Raw genomic sequence first — 16,919 nt, 5'->3', positions numbered from 1 at the left:
GTGCTATTAACCAAACCAGCCTGTGATCATCGCGTAGTCTGTCATCAAAAATACCAGCAGACTGACAACTGTAAACCCGATAGCAAACAAATTTTTCTTCGGTGCCCGAAGGAGCCGAACCAATCCGATAAAAATCAGAATCGTAAACAAGATCACAAAAATATCAAATGCATTAAAATTCGATGTACTCGCTGTGGCAGCCTCTGCAAGCAGCATGGATAGACAGACCTCCTCACCATAGTTGAACAACCAACACATACCCTAAACTCTTCCTCTATGTTATCTGTACCCTGTTAGTAATGCAAGCCCTATCATCCAGAAAAATGAAAAAAATCCAGATTGACCGATTTGCTCGCAAAAGCTTATCCAGTCTAATATGTAAACACTTTCATTAAACATTCTTATCAACAGCTAATGGATGACAGACACGGGTAGCAACAAGATGTAAAAAGAGCCAGGGTAGGTGACAGAGCCAGTTACCTCAACCTCCCAGCTCTAACGATCACCAGGGAGCTTATTTGGGCGATTATCACCTGTATCAAAATCTAACGATCATGAGAAACGCTATTTCACTCACAATCGTCGAAAAACAGCCTATTTCTCGCTTTTTCGATGAAATAACGTCACTGGTGATCGTTAGAATTCTGATTCACCTTATTTTGCTCAAATAAGCTCACCTGTGATCGTTAGATACTTAGCGCAATAATTCATACAATTAACACACCAACTTACTCCTTAATGCTTCTCAACGATTCTTAACACTTCTCAAAATCCCCTTAATTTTTATAACGCCTCTCACTTCTCCCCAATAAAGTTACAACTTCGTGGAATCATTTCATTTTTTTAAACACACATTGCAATTTCCCTCAATCTATCCTCTTCTTTAACATCAAAAAAACCTTCCTTACCCTAGAAAAGGCGGTGGACTATCATCCACAGCCTATTTGCCAGGTAAAGAAGGCTTACATTTTTATTCCAACTCAGTATCTAATTAAGCGGTCCTACAGCATAGCACCGCGCTCTGGTGTCGCGTGCCGTGCAAGAAATCTCACAACTCCACGGTGTAGAGTGTCACACACGACACAGAGCATCTGAGTAATTGACTATAAGTAATTCAATTTACAGATTTGCTACGCTCTTACTCTTACGCTGACTACTCCGCCAGTTGCAGAGCTCTGCTCCGCTCTGTATCGCGCTCCAGTACAGGTTTTAGATACTTACCCGTATAGGATTCCTGCACTTTAATAATATCCTCTGGTGTTCCTGTTGCTACAATTGTACCGCCGCCGCTTCCACCTTCTGGACCCAGGTCAACGATATAATCGGCTGTTTTGATCACATCTAGATTATGCTCAATGACAAGCACCGATTCACCGGAATCAACGAGACGATGCAATACGTTAAGCAGTCGGTCGATATCATCGACGTGCAGACCAGTCGTAGGCTCATCCAGAATATAGATCGTCTTGCCAGTACTACGGCGATACAGCTCGGAAGCAAGCTTCACACGCTGTGCTTCACCACCGGACAGTGTTGTTGCAGGTTGACCGAGATTGATGTAACCGAGGCCTACATCAAGCAACGTTTGCATTTTGCGATGAATTTTTGGAATGTTCTCGAAAAACTGAGTTGCATCCTCCACGGTCATTTCAAGCACATCGGCAATATTTTTGTTTTTGTACTTCACTTCAAGTGTTTCGCGGTTGTAACGTTTGCCTTTGCAAACCTCACACGGCACATATACATCCGGCAAGAAGTGCATCTCGATTTTTATAATTCCATCTCCACGGCAGGCTTCGCAGCGTCCACCTTTGATATTAAAGCTAAACCGGCCTTTTTTATATCCGCGTACTTTTGCTTCATTGGTCTGTGCAAACAGGTCACGAATGTCGTCAAATACACCGGTATAGGTTGCCGGATTAGAACGTGGAGTTCGTCCGATCGGGGACTGATCGATATCAATAACTTTATCGATATGCTCCAGACCACGAATCTCCTTGTGTTGCCCCGGACGTACTCGTGCACGGTTCAAATCACGTGCCAGCGTTTTGTACAAAATTTCGTTGATCAGTGTAGATTTACCTGAACCGGACACTCCCGTTACAGCGGTAAACACACCCACCGGAATCTTTACATTCAGATTCTTCAAGTTGTTCTCTTTGGCTCCGCGCACTTCCAACCAGCGATCGCCAACACTTCGGCGTTCGGTACGAATCGGAATAAACTTCTTGCCACTGAGGTACTGACCTGTCAACGAATTCTCGTCATTCATGATCTCCTCAGGTGTACCTTGTGACATGACTGTCCCGCCGTGAATACCTGCACCTGGACCAATGTCGATAATATAGTCCGCCGCCATCATCGTATCTTCATCATGTTCGACAACGATCAATGTGTTCCCGATATCCCGCATATGTGCAAGCGTGGAGATCAAACGATCATTATCCCGTTGATGCAGTCCGATACTTGGCTCGTCCAGAATGTAGAGCACGCCCATCAGGCTGGAACCGATTTGAGTCGCTAGTCTGATCCGTTGTGCTTCACCACCGGATAACGTTCCAGCAGCACGGCTTAGCGTAAGGTAATCCAGACCTACGTTAACGAGAAAACCCAAACGGCTGTTGATTTCTTTTAAAATCAGTTTGGCAATGGTCTGTTCTTTTTCGGTCAGTTGCAGCGACTCAAAGAAACGTCCGGCTTCACCGATGGACAAACTAGTTACATAAGCCATGTTGTGATCATTAATGGTTACGGCAAGACTCTCTCGTTTCAGTCGTTGCCCTTTACATGTACCACAAGGCTTGGCACTCATATATCCTTCAATGAACTCACGTATACCTTCCGAGGCTGTTTCGCGATAACGGCGTTCCAGATTATTAACGATCCCTTCAAACGTAACTAATGCTTCTTTGCGCTGTCCGAAGTCATTTTCATAACGGAAACGAATTTTCTCAGATCCTGTTCCTTGCATTAGCTTGTTCATCTGATCAGCAGGTAGATCCTCAACTGGAACATCTTGCGGGATGTTGAAATGTTCGCATACGGATTTGAGAAACTGCGGATAATACGTGGACGTTCCTCCTGTCCAGGCATCAAACGCTCCTTCTTCAATCGATTTACTGCGATCCGGCACAAGAAGGTCCGGGTCAACAATCATTTTGACACCCAAACCATCACAATCCGGACATGCACCAAATGGACTATTAAAAGAGAACATCCGAGGCGCAAGCTCATCAATACTGAATCCACACACCGGACAAGCAAAGTTGGAACTGAAGCGCAGTTCTTCTTCACCGATAATATCCACGAGCAGCTGCCCGCCAGACAGATTAAGTGCCGTTTCAATGGAATCTGCCAATCGAGCTTGAACATCATCCTTCACAACGATCCGGTCAACGACAACATCGATGGTATGTTTTTTATTTTTCTCTAGCTGGATATCCTCTGACAGGTCTCGTAATTCCCCATTAACCCGTACACGGACAAACCCTTGTTTAGATACATCGGCAAAAACACTTTTGTGCTCTCCTTTGCGTCCCGCAACAATTGGAGCCAGAATCTGCAACCGGGTACGTTCAGGGTATTGCATGATACGATCCACCATCTGTTCTACGGTTTGGGATGTAATTTCGATCCCGTGATCCGGACAATGTGGATGACCCACACGAGCAAACAGGAGACGCAGATAATCATAAATTTCAGTAACGGTTCCTACTGTGGAACGCGGGTTACGACTTGTTGTTTTCTGATCAATGGAGATCGCAGGCGATAACCCCTCAATCGAATCGACATCCGGTTTCTCCATCTGACCTAAAAACTGACGTGCATAGGCAGACAATGATTCTACATAACGCCGTTGTCCTTCGGCATATATCGTATCAAAAGCCAGCGAGGACTTGCCTGATCCGCTCAAACCGGTCAATACGACAAAGCGGTCACGCGGAATGGTAATATCGATGTTTTTTAAGTTATGCGCTCGTGCGCCTTTGATGACAATGTTCTCGCTCGCCAATGGTATTCATCCTCTCATTGCTTTTCTATTCTATATAAGTTGAACTATAGATTTTTACACGTGTACACTCCAATGACAGACTAACCTTCCAATCGCTGTTATCCCCAGTTTTTTTTTAATCCCCACTTATTAAGGGGGAAAATCTGTTGATAAAGGCGAACGCTCCGCTTTTTCAGGTCTTTTCTGTCCTCTCCGTTTCTGTGTAAATGATTTGTTCAACTTACATATAAACCTCTTAACCAAATTCGTCATTTTTATCAGTATAGACCTGATTTTACGATTTCAACATGTCTTATTATCGGGTCAATAGATACATTTATTTACTTCAATCTACTCAATAAGAGAACGGCCAAACTGGCCGTTCTCTCTTATCATCCAAGTTCAATCAATATCGACTTATATCTATTCTGCTCGCAATTCCAGCAATGCATCACGAAGCTCGGCGGCACGCTCAAACTGCAAGTTTTTGGCTGCATCTTTCATCTCCGCTTCCAGACGCTGAATAAGCGACTGGCGCTCCTTCTTCGACATCTTCTCGGCGGCGCCAGTCAGATACTCGTTTTTGGATTCAGCAACCTTCGTTGCCTCAATGACATCACGCACTTTTTTGCGAATGGTCTGCGGTGTAATGCCGTGTTTTTCATTGTACTCCATCTGAATGGTACGGCGTCTCTCGGTCTCTTTTATCGCTTTATCCATGGAATCCGTTACTTTGTCACCATACAAAATAACTTTACCCTCACTGTTCCTTGCGGCACGCCCGATTGTCTGAATCAGAGAACGCTCAGAACGCAGGAAACCTTCCTTATCCGCATCCAGAATAGCGACCAATGAAACTTCCGGCAAATCCAGACCTTCCCGCAGCAAGTTAATTCCAATCAATACATGGAAGGTACCCAGCCTCAGATCACGCAGAATGGACATCCGTTCCAGTGTTTTGATCTCCGAGTGCAGATATCTGACCTTGATGCCAACTTCCTTCAGGTAATCCGTCAGGTCTTCCGACATCTTCTTGGTCAGCGTAGTAATCAGCACCCGCTCGTCTTTGGCAATCCGGTCGTTAATCTCTGCAATCAGATCATCGATCTGTCCTTTCGTTGGACGCAACTCAATAACAGGATCAAGCAGGCCAGTAGGACGAATAATCTGCTGAACCATCGTATCGGTATGCTCAATCTCGTAAGGCCCTGGTGTCGCCGATACATAGATGATCTGGTTCATCTTTTCTTCAAACTCTTCAAACTTCAGCGGACGGTTATCCAGTGCAGAAGGCAAACGGAAACCGTGATCCACCAACACCGTCTTCCTCGCTTGGTCACCATTGTACATCGCACGGATCTGCGGCAATGTAACGTGAGACTCATCCACCACGATCAACATATCATCCGGGAAGTAGTCCATCAGGGTGTATGGCGTATCCCCGCGTTCACGGAAGGTCAGCGGCCCGGAGTAGTTCTCGATCCCTGAGCAGAACCCGACTTCCTTCATCATCTCGATATCGTAACGTGTACGCTGCTCCAGTCGCTGTGCTTCCAGCAACTTGCCTTGCTCACGCAATACTTCAAGCCGTTCTTCCAATTCACGTTCGATGTTCACCAGTGCCACACGCATCGTTTCTTCTTGGGTTACGAAGTGAGATGCCGGGAAAATAGCAATATGCTCGCGCTCACCAATTAATTCTCCGGTTAAGACGTCAATCTCGGTAATTTTCTCGATCTCATCCCCGAACAACTCCACTCGAATGGCATGTTCACCCTTGGAAGCCGGGAAAATCTCAATAACATCGCCACGGACACGGAACGTGCCACGGACAAAGTTAATATCATTCCGCTGATACTGTATCTCTACAAGACGGGACAGAATCTGATTACGTGGTTTCTCCATTCCAACCCGCAGAGACAACAACATACTGGAATAGTCATGAGGTGATCCCAAACCATATATACAGGATACACTTGCTACGATAATGACATCACGACGTTCGAACAAGGAACTGGTCGCGGCATGTCGCAACTTATCAATCTCTTCATTAATACTCGAATCCTTCTCGATATACGTATCTGAGGAAGGAATATAGGCTTCTGGTTGGTAGTAGTCGTAATAACTGACAAAATACTCAACCATGTTATTCGGAAAAAATTCTTTGAATTCACTCGCCAGCTGTGCTGCCAGTGTCTTATTGTGCGCAATAATCAACGTGGGCCGCTGTAGCTTGGCAATAGTCTGTGCAATGGTAAACGTCTTACCCGTACCCGTTGCACCCAAAAGCGTCTGGTATCTCTTCCCTTCCTGAACACCCTTCACCAATTCCTGAATGGCTGCAGGCTGATCACCCTGGGGAGAAAACTCTGACTCGATTTCGAACGTTTTGTCGCTCATAATAATATCGCTCATTGCCGTATCTCACCCTATCGTCTAAAATAATAGTCACTATATATTGTCGAAGTTCCCCGAATTTCCAGTTGGGAAAACTTATAGTAATAGGAATATTTGTTCCCGTTCAATTATACCTTGTTCGTTTTAGTGATGCAAACGTGAAATGAAGATAGGAGTGGGTTAATTTATGGATATTGCGACACTTATCGGTATAATTGCCGGAATTGCCGCAGTTATCAGCGGTTTTTTGTGGGAAGGCGGCCATATGTCCGGCCTGTTACAAAAAACAGCTGCTCTAATCGTGTTCGGCGGCACCATCGCTGCCGTTGTAGCCAGCTTCCCTGCACATCGTCTGCGAACGATCCCTGCTGCTTTACGCATGGCCTTTGGACGTCGTGCTCAGGATTCCAAACAATGGGTCGAAGAACTGATCGAGATGTCATCCATTGCCCGCAGATCCGGTGTGCTTGCTCTGGAACGCAGAGTTGTGGATCATCCCCATCCCTTTTTACAAGATGGCATTCAGATGGTTGTCGACGGTACAGACCCGGATGTTGTTCGGCAGATTCTCGAGATGGAAATTGATTCTGTAGAGCAGAAACATGAGAATTATGCCAAAATATTCGAATCTGCCGGTGGTTATGCCCCAACGATGGGGATCATCGGAACCGTAATGGGACTTATTCAGGTACTCGGAAGCTTAACCGATCCAACCGGACTCGGACCAGCCATTGCCGTTGCCTTTACAGCCACTCTATATGGAGTTGCCAGTGCTAACCTGATCTTTTTACCTATCGCTTCCAAAATCAAATCCAGAGGTGCTGACGAGGTGCAAGAAATGGAGATGATGCTTGAAGGAGTGCTTGCCATTCAAAATGGCGAAAATCCACAGCTCGTTCGCAAACGGCTAGAGTCTTTTACACTCTCGCACCGCCAGGTCTTGCAATCTCCGCTCGCAAAGGAGGGATTAGATGAGTCGTCGCAGTAAACGGCGTGCCAAACGCGAAGCTGCTGACCATCGGGATCGCTGGATGATTACCTATGCGGATCTCATTACGTTACTACTGATTTTTTTCGTCATCATGTACGCCATGAGCAATCTGGATACCGGTAAATACGACGTCGTGACCCAATCCCTTCAAAGCACTTTTAATAAATCCGACTCCATACTTGAACTGGGGGACGGACTCGGGGATACACCGGGTCAAACCATCACCAAGCCCCCCCATGGAAGCTCAGAGGATGATCAAGATTCGTCATCAGATTCGGACAAAGATACCCCTGATGATAGCAACCGTCCGCTCACGGAGCGGGAAGAACAATTCAGGACTCAGGAACAGGAATTACAAAATCTGTTCAATGTGATTACCCAATATATCGAAGATAATAAACTGGATAATCAAATTTTCGTGGCAGACAAACCGCAAGGTATCTCCATTACGCTCAGTGATCGTTTCCTGTTTGATCAAGGACAAGCTGCCTTGAAAAAAGATGCTGCACCTACACTTAGCAAACTCGCCAGTTTGTTTCGTAATCTTCAAATGGTGGTCAGTATTGAGGGACACACGGATAACATTCCAATAGGAGCCAATTCCGCGTACAAGGATAACTGGGAGTTGTCCGGTGAACGTGCGTTATCAGTACTACGCTTTTTCATCGATCAGGAGAAACTCGACCCCGACCACTTCCAATATGCAGGGTATGCGGATACCAGACCAACCGGAGACAATACAACAGCAGCTGGAAGACAGAAGAACCGCCGGGTTGAAATCACGGTGCTTCGCCAATTACAGCCATAGTCAGTTATCCCGCAAAAAATACATGCCTGACCTCTGCCTCTATTAACCGACTATACGAAGTCATGTTACAAAAAATACAACTCAGTAAAAAGCACGTTTGACGGTATTCATCCCGTGAAACGTGCTTTTTTGACTGTATTCTAAATTACCGTTACCCCTACTCTTGCTCTTGCTTTAACTCTTAACTCCTAACTGACTCCCTCTATCTCTTTTCCTATTTACGCCGCCACCAATTTACGCATCCATACCCGGTTGATTGGGACGAAGAATCACTGAACCGACAGCCAGCAGGATCACAGCCATGGCGAAGAGGATCAGTAAGGGCAAGGTGATGTCAGCCAGTTTACCTCCGGCAGACATCGTTTCGACTGCCTGAATCGTCCATTTTTGCGGTACGAAGTTCGCCAGCTTCTGCATATACTCCGGCATGATGGATAACGGCCAGAAACAACCCCCAATCATACAAGTTGGTACAATGATGAGCGAGTTCAACATACTGGCATTTTTCGATTCACGGATCAGGCCACTCACGGCACTCGCTAATCCCATCGATACCAGCATAAATGCTCCAAGAATCAGAAAGTGAATACCAAACGGAATCCCTGCATCATAATGCAGCATCCAACGGCTTATACCGAGCACGAGCATAATCTGGATGACTCCAATCGCCAGACTACCCAGAAAGTTTCCTAGCGCGATCTCATATGACCTGACTGGAGCGGTATACATTCGAGCCATCGTACGTTGCTTTCGGTCGTCCATAATAACAGCCACCGCGCTCGTTAACAGTCCCATCATGAACATGATCGTGAATCCGGTGACGTTGTTTAACCCTGGCTTTGGATATAGCTGCAGATGTAATGCTTCTCCAGATAGTTGATGCCTCCCAATCTCTTGCAGAATCTGTTCGAGTTTCCTCTCCTGATTCTTAGCGTCAGCGTTAGAAGACGACAGGACAGCAGATGTTTGTACCGCAGTAGCAGATTGTTTCAACCCATCCGAAACCCCTTCGGCGGCTGCTCGTAGGATGTATGAGCTTTCGCTGACACGCATTTCAATCCACTGGATCTCCACGGGCTTCCCCTGTAACAGCGATTCGGTGTAATTGGCGGGAATTACAATTCCCATGCTTGCTTTTTGGCGAACGATATCCGATTTCACTTCTGTCTCGTTACTCGCAGCTTTGAAGCTGTAGTCCTTCGTACGAGCGAGCTCTTTGATCATCCATGATCCAGCGATCCCCTCATCCATATTGACATAAGAAACAACCGCACGACTGGCCTGCTCACTTCCAAAAAGAGCAACTGCACCTGTCACAACAAGGCATGGTAGCAGTAAAAATGCAACAAACCCACGTTTACGTCCCAGTGTTCTCCGGATCATTAACCAAGCGATATGCAGACTATTCATAACGATATCCAACCTTTCTGTATATCACTGCAGCAGCGGCTGCTAGCACTGCACACACGGCCCCAAGCATGAAAATATTGTGCATGACCTCTTGCAAAGTTGCACCCAGCATCATACTAAGAAAACTTTGAAGCGCCCAATGATTCACCGTGAATTCGCTAATGCGCTGTACAAAATCGATGGCGATCGGAGTAAACCCGCCGCTAATAAAAGTCATCACGATGATAATCCCCTGCATTAATGCAGTAGCTGAAGCAGCACTTTTACTAACCAAGGCTACAATAATGCCCAAGGTCATTGACGCCAGCGTAATAAGTATACAGATCAGTACAATCAACCACGGATGACCACCCCAATTCACGCCAAATAATAGGTTGGTCATGACGATAATAATGATTGCTTGTAAAAAGGCAAGCAAACTGTTACCTGCAACTTTGCCAGCAAAGATGACTCCATTGCCTACTGGCGTTGCCTGAAGACGCGCGAGCGTTTGTTTGTCGCGCTCCGTAAACAGGCTGTTAACGGTGGTCATGCCAGAGTACAGCATAAACATCGCCAGCATGGCTGCTGCGTAATACTGTGAAGCGCTGTAGGATTGACCGGAATTCCCCGGGCTACTGACCTTAATATTCGGCTGTGCTGATGGCAATCCAGTGCCATTTTGCATTGAAATCGCCATCACCGTTTCTGGCCCAAGGACTTTTGCAATGGCAGCCTGTCGATTCAACTCATCCGTAAAGCTAGTGAATACGGTCTGCCCCACCACATTAAGTGTATTGTCTTTTCCAAGTATCCATTGTAGCTTAACGGTTTTTCCTGCCATCCATTGTTGCACCATATCCGAAGTCATGATCACCGCAAAATCAAGATCTCCTTGTTTTAAGGCATCAACCGTTTCGTCCTGTGAAGACATGTTTTTCACTTTTATCATTTGGGCTACTTCAGGTGCAGCCACAAAGGCTTTCAGGGCTTCACCTACCGGAGAGGATGCCGCTTCATTTGATTGCACAATCCCCACGCGCAACGTATCAGGCGTCGTATCTTTTCCTGTTCCCATCGCGCTCGATAATGCCGTTCCCAAGATGAAAATTAATAATAAAGGCAGAATGAACAGATTAATCACTACAGAACGAATTTTCAAAATACGTCTGAGTTCAAAGATACAAATATGCCATATGCTCATGCCATCTCCTCCTAGTCTCGAAGCGTACGCCCGGTCAGATTGAGGAAAAGCGTCTCGAGATCCGGTTCTTCGACCTGGAGGGATTGAATGGATATGTCATGTTTACTGCAAATAAACAGCATATCTTGCAGTGCCTGCTGTGCGGAAGGTAGCATAATCGTTATTGTGTCTTCGGTGACTTCTACTGCCCGTACACGCGGGTGAAGTTTAAGTTCTTCCACAGCACCGGCATCCATGCCGGAAGTGGTAAGTACAATTTTTTCCTCCGATGCAACGCGTTCCCTTAACTCGGCCTCGGTTCCACAAGCAATAATCCGGCCTTGATCCATGATAGCTACCCGATTACTGATCGCTGCAACCTCCTCCATATAATGACTTGTATAGATAATGGTCGAGCCCATCTTGTTGAGCGTTCGCACCGATTCAAGAATGTGATTGCGGGATTGTGGATCAATGCCCACGGTAGGCTCATCCATAATGATCAGATCCGGCCTGTGACTGAGCGCACATGCGATGTTGAGTCTGCGTTTCATGCCGCCCGAGAAGGTGGATGGAGCATCCTTGGCCTTATCTTGCAAACCAACAAATTCAAGAGATTCCTGCACTCTTTCTTTGAGCTTCTTCCCTCGTAATCCATAGAGCCGGGCAAAAAAAGTAACATTATCCGCGGCACTCATCGTTTCATACAAAGCCAAATCTTGCGGAACCAGTCCAATCTTACGCTTCACATCGAGTGGTCGCTCCTTCACCGATATGCCATCCAGTCTGATCTCTCCCTGATCCATGCTGAGCAGACCTGCAATCATGCTAATGGTGGTGCTTTTTCCCGCTCCATTCGGGCCAAGCAGACCAAAAATCTCTCCCTTTTGCACACTTAAGTTGAGGTGATCCACCGATAACTTACTGCCATACCGTTTTACAACGTGATCCATTTCCAATATGTTCATCTACGTATGCCCCTCCCATATGAGCTCTTACCGCAATATTTCTAAGTCTATTGTATCGAATGTCTCCCCTTGGCGAAGGTACATAAAGTCATCATTCAAAGGTGACTTAAGTCATCTCCTGATGTGGCGGTGGCCTATGTTATAATCAAGGATGCGTTATCGTCTTATTCTCCATTATGTTAAAAAAGGATGTCATCTACATATGCCCTTGGGATTCCTGCAATATGGTTTATTGGTTGTACCTGCTGTGTTTTTCAGTTTGACCCTACCTTTACATGGCGAAGCATTGTACACCTTTTACATCCTCATCTCGATCTTACTCGCTGTAGCGAACCGCTTTACCCGTTCAGGCGCACAGCAATCACTGTTATTTCTGGCAGAAATAATGTGGGCCAGCTGGTTGATCGCGCTATACGGCCCCTTTATGATTTTCATCTCTCTATCGGTTCTCTATGTTTATATGTATCGGCTCGGTGGATCTGTAAGATGGTTCATTCTAGGGATTCAGCTGATTACAACAAATCTCGCACTGTATTGGCATGTTGCAACTCCAACTACGCTCAGTCTTAGAGCCATGGAAGTTCAAATGAACACCATTAGCTGGCTCTCGGACTCTGTGAAGCTGAGCATTGGCGTAAACTTGCTCTTATGGATGACAGCAGCGCTCTCCTGGCAAGGAGCCAAAGCTGCAAACGGTCGCAAGCAACTGGAGCATGTGTATGACGAGCTACGGCATAAGCATTATGAGCTACAAGAGACGCGTGCACAATTGCTGTCATTTTCCAAACAATTAGAAGATGCGGCTCAGGCAGAAGAGCGTATTCGAATATCCCGTCAGCTTCATGATGATATCGGACATCGGCTAATACGCACCAAAATGATGTCAGAAGCTGCCTTGCTCACGCTACCTTTGAATAACGAACAGGGTACTGAAATGGTCAAGCAGATTCGAGATCAGCTGGCTGCAAGTATGGATGATATGCGTAACACCCTTCATAAACTTCGTCCTGATTTTCATGCATCCGATGCCTACGCTTTGGATCGTCTATTAGAAGAAGTCGGTCGCGATACAGGGATACAGACTCATTACGAGATTATTGGTCAGCCACACACTCTCTATCCAAGTACGCAGATTGTGTTGTACAAAAACGCCAAAGAAGCTGTAACGAATGCCATTAAACATGGAAAGGCCACTTCCATTCGTTTGCAACTGGCTTTTGGGCATCAGGAGATTCGTATGAGCATCAGTAATGATGGCAGCATGCACTCCCTTTTAGATACAAGTGTAACAACAGGCCTTGGGCATGAGGGTATGCGTCAGCGTACACAGTTCATTGGAGGTACCATTGAGGTTCAACCCACCGCCCCATATACCGTTATCACTCGAATCCCCATTACAAACAAAATGAATTTACTGTAAAACGGAAAGGAATATGCTCATGCCAGAACCGAACAATAGCACTCAGAAAACATTGTCCGAGCAACCTTCAATGATTCAAGTCCTCCTTGTCGATGACGATCCCTTCATCCGGGAAAGCCTGAACGTGGTGCTCGGCCTCGATGCGGATATCCACATTACAGGTACGGCTTCCAATGGGACGGAGGCACTTGCCTGCCTTGAATCAGGAACAGCTGCAGATGTTGTACTCATGGATATACGTATGCCCGAATGTGATGGGGTCGAAGGAACTCTTTTGATCAAAACCCGTTTCCCCGATATCCAGGTACTGATGCTGACAACCTTTGACGACGATGAATATATCATTCAAGCTATACAGAACGGAGCGAGTGGTTATCTACTCAAAAACGTCCCTCCTGACCGGATCGTACAGGGCATCAAAACCGTCTATAACGGGGATATGCTGATCCACCCGGATATTGCACGCAAACTCGCGGGTTTGCTCCGAACGCCAGCTTCTCCTCCGGTAAACGAGCCACTTGAAACGCACGGGCTTACACGCATGGAGCTTTCCGTTGCCGAAGCTATATCAGAAGGACTATCCAACAAAGAAATTGCCACTAAACTGTTTCTCAGCGAGGGTACCGTCAAAAACTATGTAACTGAAATCCTGGGTAAGCTGCATTTGCGTGATCGCACCCAAATCGCCATTTTTATTTTGAGAAAATAAAGCAAAAAGGTACTTCCTCACGCCAGCCAAGGCGTTTGGAAGTACCTTTTATTACATTTCGACTGACCCTTTGTCACTCACTACAGGGGCTGGTGGTAAAGCCAGTGGAGCTTCGTCGATACGCTGTTGCTCTTTCCGGCGTGTGAATAATTTGAGCGTAACCACATGAAACAACGTCACCGGACGTGGCTGAACTGCCCATGCTTCATGTTTATCCGGTGCCATAATCACACCAAGCTGGTGGTGCTCGCCTTCGTAAATCGCTCGTTGCATAAACTTGCTCTCTCCTTGATGATTACGCACCTCCAGCTTGCAAAAAGCCGGATTCATCCGCAGTGCCCGGTGTAGCTCTTCGGGAGAATGAACGAGTATACCGTTCACTTTATACAATGTCTCCCCTGCCTCAATTCCGAGCTCTGCTGCAGGACTCTCTGGAATCACACTAAGTACCTTAAGTCCATGCTGAGGGTGAACAAATGCAGGACTAAGTTGCTGCTCTTCCAATGCGCTGTACCACACCAGGAGTTCATGTCCGGCAAAAGCTACCAAGGCTGCAATCACTGTCAATGGTGACCACCATACGGCAAGCAGACTGAATACAAGTAATGCCAAGCTATACAGCATCAAACGTTTAGCTGAAACCTGGAGTTTACGCCCAGGTAGCATACTTTGTGTATTTTCGCTAAATCCCAGCAAGATGGGTAGTGCCATTAGCGTGTAGCCCTGACCTGCATGAAGTAGCGGAGTCCACGCCAGTTCTGTGATACCTCCGGTTGTCGGAACAAGAATTAGTAGCGGAACCGCCCAGAAGAGTTGCATCTGATATCCGCCTACCAACTTCCCGCGTTTACCTTCCATCAGAAACGGTGAGGCCATAGATACACCCTGCATTCGTGCCAGTATAGCTTCGCCAAAATGCAGCAATGCAGCCAGCACGAGCAATGCAGGCATGTCCAATGCACGCACCGTCTCCACAGCTTGTCCAAGCATACCGGAAGGTTGCCAGCTGGAAGCCACATTCAAAGCAAATTGCAGTACTCCCAGTGCCCCTGCCGCATAGGCGAAACATAAATAACGGATACGAATAAGTGCTAAGACCAATGCTGCAATCCATATGCTAATCAGACTTCCCAGCGTAAGATAAGTGCCCAGGAAAAGAGATATCATGGACACAATTACACCAATGACAATTCCCCCGAGAACCGCTCGAATCGCCTGCGTGATCGAACTCTGCATACGTACATGGAAGAGTTTCCGTTCCTGGAGCAACTGACGATGATAAATTAAAGCAATCAGAATCACTGCCATATAATAAAACGGCTGAATCAACAACTGTAACATTGCTTCCCCTAATACAGTTAACCAAGGCCATACCCATTCCATTGTAGCATTTCACTCCTCTCCTTCAGCCGGTTCAGAAAAAAAGAAGGCTGAAAATCAGCCTTCTTTATGGCTTCGACACAGCGGACGAAATATCCTTTGAGACATTTTCGATCGCGCGTTTCAGCTGTGCATCATATTGAGGATTGGCAATACGTTCAATCAGAGATGCTTCCAGAGACTCTGCCGTTTTCTCATCGATTTGGCCAGTAATCTGAATGCCTTTTTTCTTCTGGAACGCCTTGACGGCTTCTTCGGTCTTCTGGTCGTAGTATCCGTCTACACGATCCGGCTTGAAGTCAAGTCCTCTCAGCATCGTCTGCGCACTCTTCACATCCATGCTATTGCTGTCATATTTCAGTGGCAACTTCTCTTTATTAATCGGCGCAACCGAGAAATAGTCTGGCTGGTTCACTGCAATATCCGGTTTGATGCCTTTTTCATGAATCCAGGTACCGTTTGGTGTCAGCCACTTGGCGATCGTAATCTTCAGCAGGCTACCGTCGCCCATCTGTTTATCATAGCTGGTCTGTACGGTTCCTTTACCAAATGAATTCTCACCCACGAGTGTAGCACCAGCAGATTGTTGCAAAGCTCCTGCCAGGATTTCGGAAGCACTCGCGCTACCTTTGTTCATCAAGACGGTAATAGGATAAGGTTTGGCTGATCCATTCGATTTACTTTGTTCCTTCTTGCCATTTTTATCTTCAACCTGAACGATGACTTTACCTTTCGGTACAAACTGTTCTGCTATATCGATAACGACTTGTAGTACACCGCCCGGGTCATTCCGTACATCGATAATCAGGCCTTTCATATTTTGCTTCTCCAGCTTAGCAAGTTCTTCCTTAAAGCGTTCACCTGTATTCAGTGAGAACTGCGTAATGTTTATGACACCAATACCGCCATCTTCCATATGTGCATAGACGGTTTCCAGATCAATATCATCACGAACAATCGTGAATTCAATCGGCTCTGTCGATCCCGCACGTTTCACCTGTACTTTGGCTTCGCTACCCTTTGGACCTCTAATCTTGTTAACCGCTTTGTTGAGCTCAAGTCCTTGAAGCGATTCGCCGTTAACGGACATAATGATGTCTTTCGCACGGATACCTGCTTTTTCAGCAGGTGAGCCTTTGATTGGGGAAACGACAACGACATTACCGTCTTGCGAGGAAACCTCTGCACCAATACCGGTAAATGAACCTTCGATAGACTCTTCAAACTGGGCAGCTGTTTCCTGTCCCATATAGTTGGAGTAGGGATCACCGAGAGATTCCATCATGCCGTTAATCGCACCATCAATCAACTTGGTACGGTCGACATCTTTATAATAGTTACTGGAGATCAAATCCATTGCGGTTTCAATCTTCTTTAAATCGTTTTTCTGCTGCGAGCTGCCGGTTACACTTGCCAGCAGTCCTTCGCCGGGTTTTACCTGGCTTGTAATGCCCGGGTAAGTCATTAACACGATGGTTAACAGACTCCCGCCAAGCAGTCCCAAAATAACGAACAGCAGCGCCGATCTTTTTTTCATCATCCGTTTGTCACCGCCTTTAGTTTTGAAGCGCATCCGATTCGGAATGCCCCGAATCATTCCCTGAACATGCCAGCTTAGTATATGTCTAGCTTGTACGGATTATGATTTTTCCATTCGAAGTTTAAACTATATAAGTTGCAACG

The 16,919-nt window shown here is 46.3% G+C and carries 12 protein-coding genes; 4 read left to right on the top strand and 8 right to left on the bottom strand.

Going from position 1 to position 16,919, the window contains the following annotated elements; translation table 11 throughout:
* Positions 1-6: 6 nt before the first annotated feature.
* The 3 genes from BLQ13_RS19060 to uvrB all read right to left on the bottom strand — a co-directional run bounded on the left by BLQ13_RS19060 (position 7) and on the right by uvrB (position 6,406).
* The gene (locus BLQ13_RS19060; protein ID WP_090923015.1) at positions 7-216 is read right to left on the bottom strand and encodes a hypothetical protein; all 210 of its coding nucleotides are present in this window, start codon (positions 214-216) and stop codon (positions 7-9) included.
* A gap of 937 nt (positions 217-1,153) precedes the next feature.
* On the bottom strand, positions 1,154-4,012 hold the full coding sequence (gene uvrA / locus BLQ13_RS19055) for an excinuclease ABC subunit UvrA (RefSeq protein ID WP_090923013.1): 2,859 nt from the start codon (positions 4,010-4,012) through the stop codon (positions 1,154-1,156).
* A gap of 402 nt (positions 4,013-4,414) precedes the next feature.
* Positions 4,415-6,406, bottom strand: coding sequence for an excinuclease ABC subunit UvrB (gene uvrB / locus BLQ13_RS19050; protein ID WP_090923011.1), 1,992 nt, complete (start codon positions 6,404-6,406; stop codon positions 4,415-4,417).
* Between the two features lie 169 nt (positions 6,407-6,575).
* On the opposite strand from uvrB, the gene BLQ13_RS19045 reads away from it, so the two are divergent.
* Both BLQ13_RS19045 and BLQ13_RS19040 read left to right on the top strand, forming a co-directional pair.
* On the top strand, positions 6,576-7,376 hold the full coding sequence (locus BLQ13_RS19045; protein ID WP_090923009.1) for a flagellar motor protein: 801 nt from the start codon (positions 6,576-6,578) through the stop codon (positions 7,374-7,376).
* On the top strand, positions 7,360-8,187 hold the full coding sequence (locus BLQ13_RS19040) for a flagellar motor protein MotB (RefSeq protein WP_090923008.1): 828 nt from the start codon (positions 7,360-7,362) through the stop codon (positions 8,185-8,187). The genes BLQ13_RS19045 and BLQ13_RS19040 overlap by 17 nt, the downstream gene beginning before the upstream one ends.
* 234 nt (positions 8,188-8,421) lie before the next feature.
* On the opposite strand, the gene BLQ13_RS19035 is transcribed toward BLQ13_RS19040, so the two are convergent.
* The 3 genes from BLQ13_RS19035 to BLQ13_RS19025 are packed head-to-tail and all read right to left on the bottom strand — an operon-like array spanning position 8,422 to position 11,727.
* The gene (locus tag BLQ13_RS19035; protein WP_090923006.1) at positions 8,422-9,597 is read right to left on the bottom strand and encodes an ABC transporter permease; all 1,176 of its coding nucleotides are present in this window, start codon (positions 9,595-9,597) and stop codon (positions 8,422-8,424) included.
* Positions 9,590-10,780, bottom strand: coding sequence for an ABC transporter permease (locus BLQ13_RS19030; protein WP_090923004.1), 1,191 nt, complete (start codon positions 10,778-10,780; stop codon positions 9,590-9,592). Before BLQ13_RS19030 ends, BLQ13_RS19035 begins: the two co-directional genes overlap by 8 nt.
* A gap of 11 nt (positions 10,781-10,791) precedes the next feature.
* Complete coding sequence (locus BLQ13_RS19025; RefSeq protein WP_090923002.1) at positions 10,792-11,727, bottom strand: ABC transporter ATP-binding protein; 936 nt, start codon at positions 11,725-11,727, stop codon at positions 10,792-10,794.
* 202 nt (positions 11,728-11,929) lie between these two features.
* On the opposite strand from BLQ13_RS19025, the gene BLQ13_RS19020 reads away from it, so the two are divergent.
* Positions 11,930-13,147: a sensor histidine kinase gene (locus tag BLQ13_RS19020; protein WP_167375782.1), complete on the top strand. Its 1,218-nt coding sequence runs from the start codon at positions 11,930-11,932 to the stop codon at positions 13,145-13,147.
* Between the two features lie 70 nt (positions 13,148-13,217).
* Complete coding sequence (locus BLQ13_RS19015; RefSeq protein ID WP_090923083.1) at positions 13,218-13,856, top strand: response regulator transcription factor; 639 nt, start codon at positions 13,218-13,220, stop codon at positions 13,854-13,856.
* A 51-nt stretch (positions 13,857-13,907) separates the two neighbouring features.
* Here the strand turns inward: BLQ13_RS19015 and BLQ13_RS19010 are convergent, their stop codons facing one another.
* Together BLQ13_RS19010 and BLQ13_RS19005 are read right to left on the bottom strand one after the other, a co-directional pair.
* The gene (locus tag BLQ13_RS19010; RefSeq protein ID WP_090923000.1) at positions 13,908-15,239 is read right to left on the bottom strand and encodes a PDZ domain-containing protein; all 1,332 of its coding nucleotides are present in this window, start codon (positions 15,237-15,239) and stop codon (positions 13,908-13,910) included.
* A 64-nt stretch (positions 15,240-15,303) separates the two neighbouring features.
* A complete protein-coding gene (locus BLQ13_RS19005) occupies positions 15,304-16,776 on the bottom strand; it encodes a S41 family peptidase (protein ID WP_090923081.1) in 1,473 nt (490 codons plus the stop codon).
* Positions 16,777-16,919 lie beyond the last annotated feature (143 nt).

This window comes from Paenibacillus polysaccharolyticus, assembly GCF_900102085.1.
GTDB lineage: Bacteria > Bacillota > Bacilli > Paenibacillales > Paenibacillaceae > Paenibacillus > Paenibacillus polysaccharolyticus.
The sequence above is the reverse complement of the archived record's forward strand: the minus strand, read 5'-3'. Positions and strand labels throughout refer to the sequence as shown.

Coding starts and splice junctions, on each gene's coding strand:
- BLQ13_RS19060 (WP_090923015.1), bottom strand. CDS start 216: ATGCTGCTTGCAGAGGCTGCCACAGCGAGTACATCGAATTTTAATGCA.
- uvrB (WP_090923011.1), bottom strand. CDS start 6,406: ATGAGCGATATTATTATGAGCGACAAAACGTTCGAAATCGAGTCAGAG.
- BLQ13_RS19045 (WP_090923009.1), top strand. CDS start 6,576: ATGGATATTGCGACACTTATCGGTATAATTGCCGGAATTGCCGCAGTT.
- BLQ13_RS19040 (WP_090923008.1), top strand. CDS start 7,360: ATGAGTCGTCGCAGTAAACGGCGTGCCAAACGCGAAGCTGCTGACCAT.
- BLQ13_RS19035 (WP_090923006.1), bottom strand. CDS start 9,597: ATGAATAGTCTGCATATCGCTTGGTTAATGATCCGGAGAACACTGGGA.
- BLQ13_RS19030 (WP_090923004.1), bottom strand. CDS start 10,780: ATGAGCATATGGCATATTTGTATCTTTGAACTCAGACGTATTTTGAAA.
- BLQ13_RS19025 (WP_090923002.1), bottom strand. CDS start 11,727: ATGAACATATTGGAAATGGATCACGTTGTAAAACGGTATGGCAGTAAG.
- BLQ13_RS19020 (WP_167375782.1), top strand. CDS start 11,930: ATGCCCTTGGGATTCCTGCAATATGGTTTATTGGTTGTACCTGCTGTG.
- BLQ13_RS19015 (WP_090923083.1), top strand. CDS start 13,218: ATGATTCAAGTCCTCCTTGTCGATGACGATCCCTTCATCCGGGAAAGC.
- BLQ13_RS19010 (WP_090923000.1), bottom strand. CDS start 15,239: ATGGAATGGGTATGGCCTTGGTTAACTGTATTAGGGGAAGCAATGTTA.
- BLQ13_RS19005 (WP_090923081.1), bottom strand. CDS start 16,776: ATGATGAAAAAAAGATCGGCGCTGCTGTTCGTTATTTTGGGACTGCTT.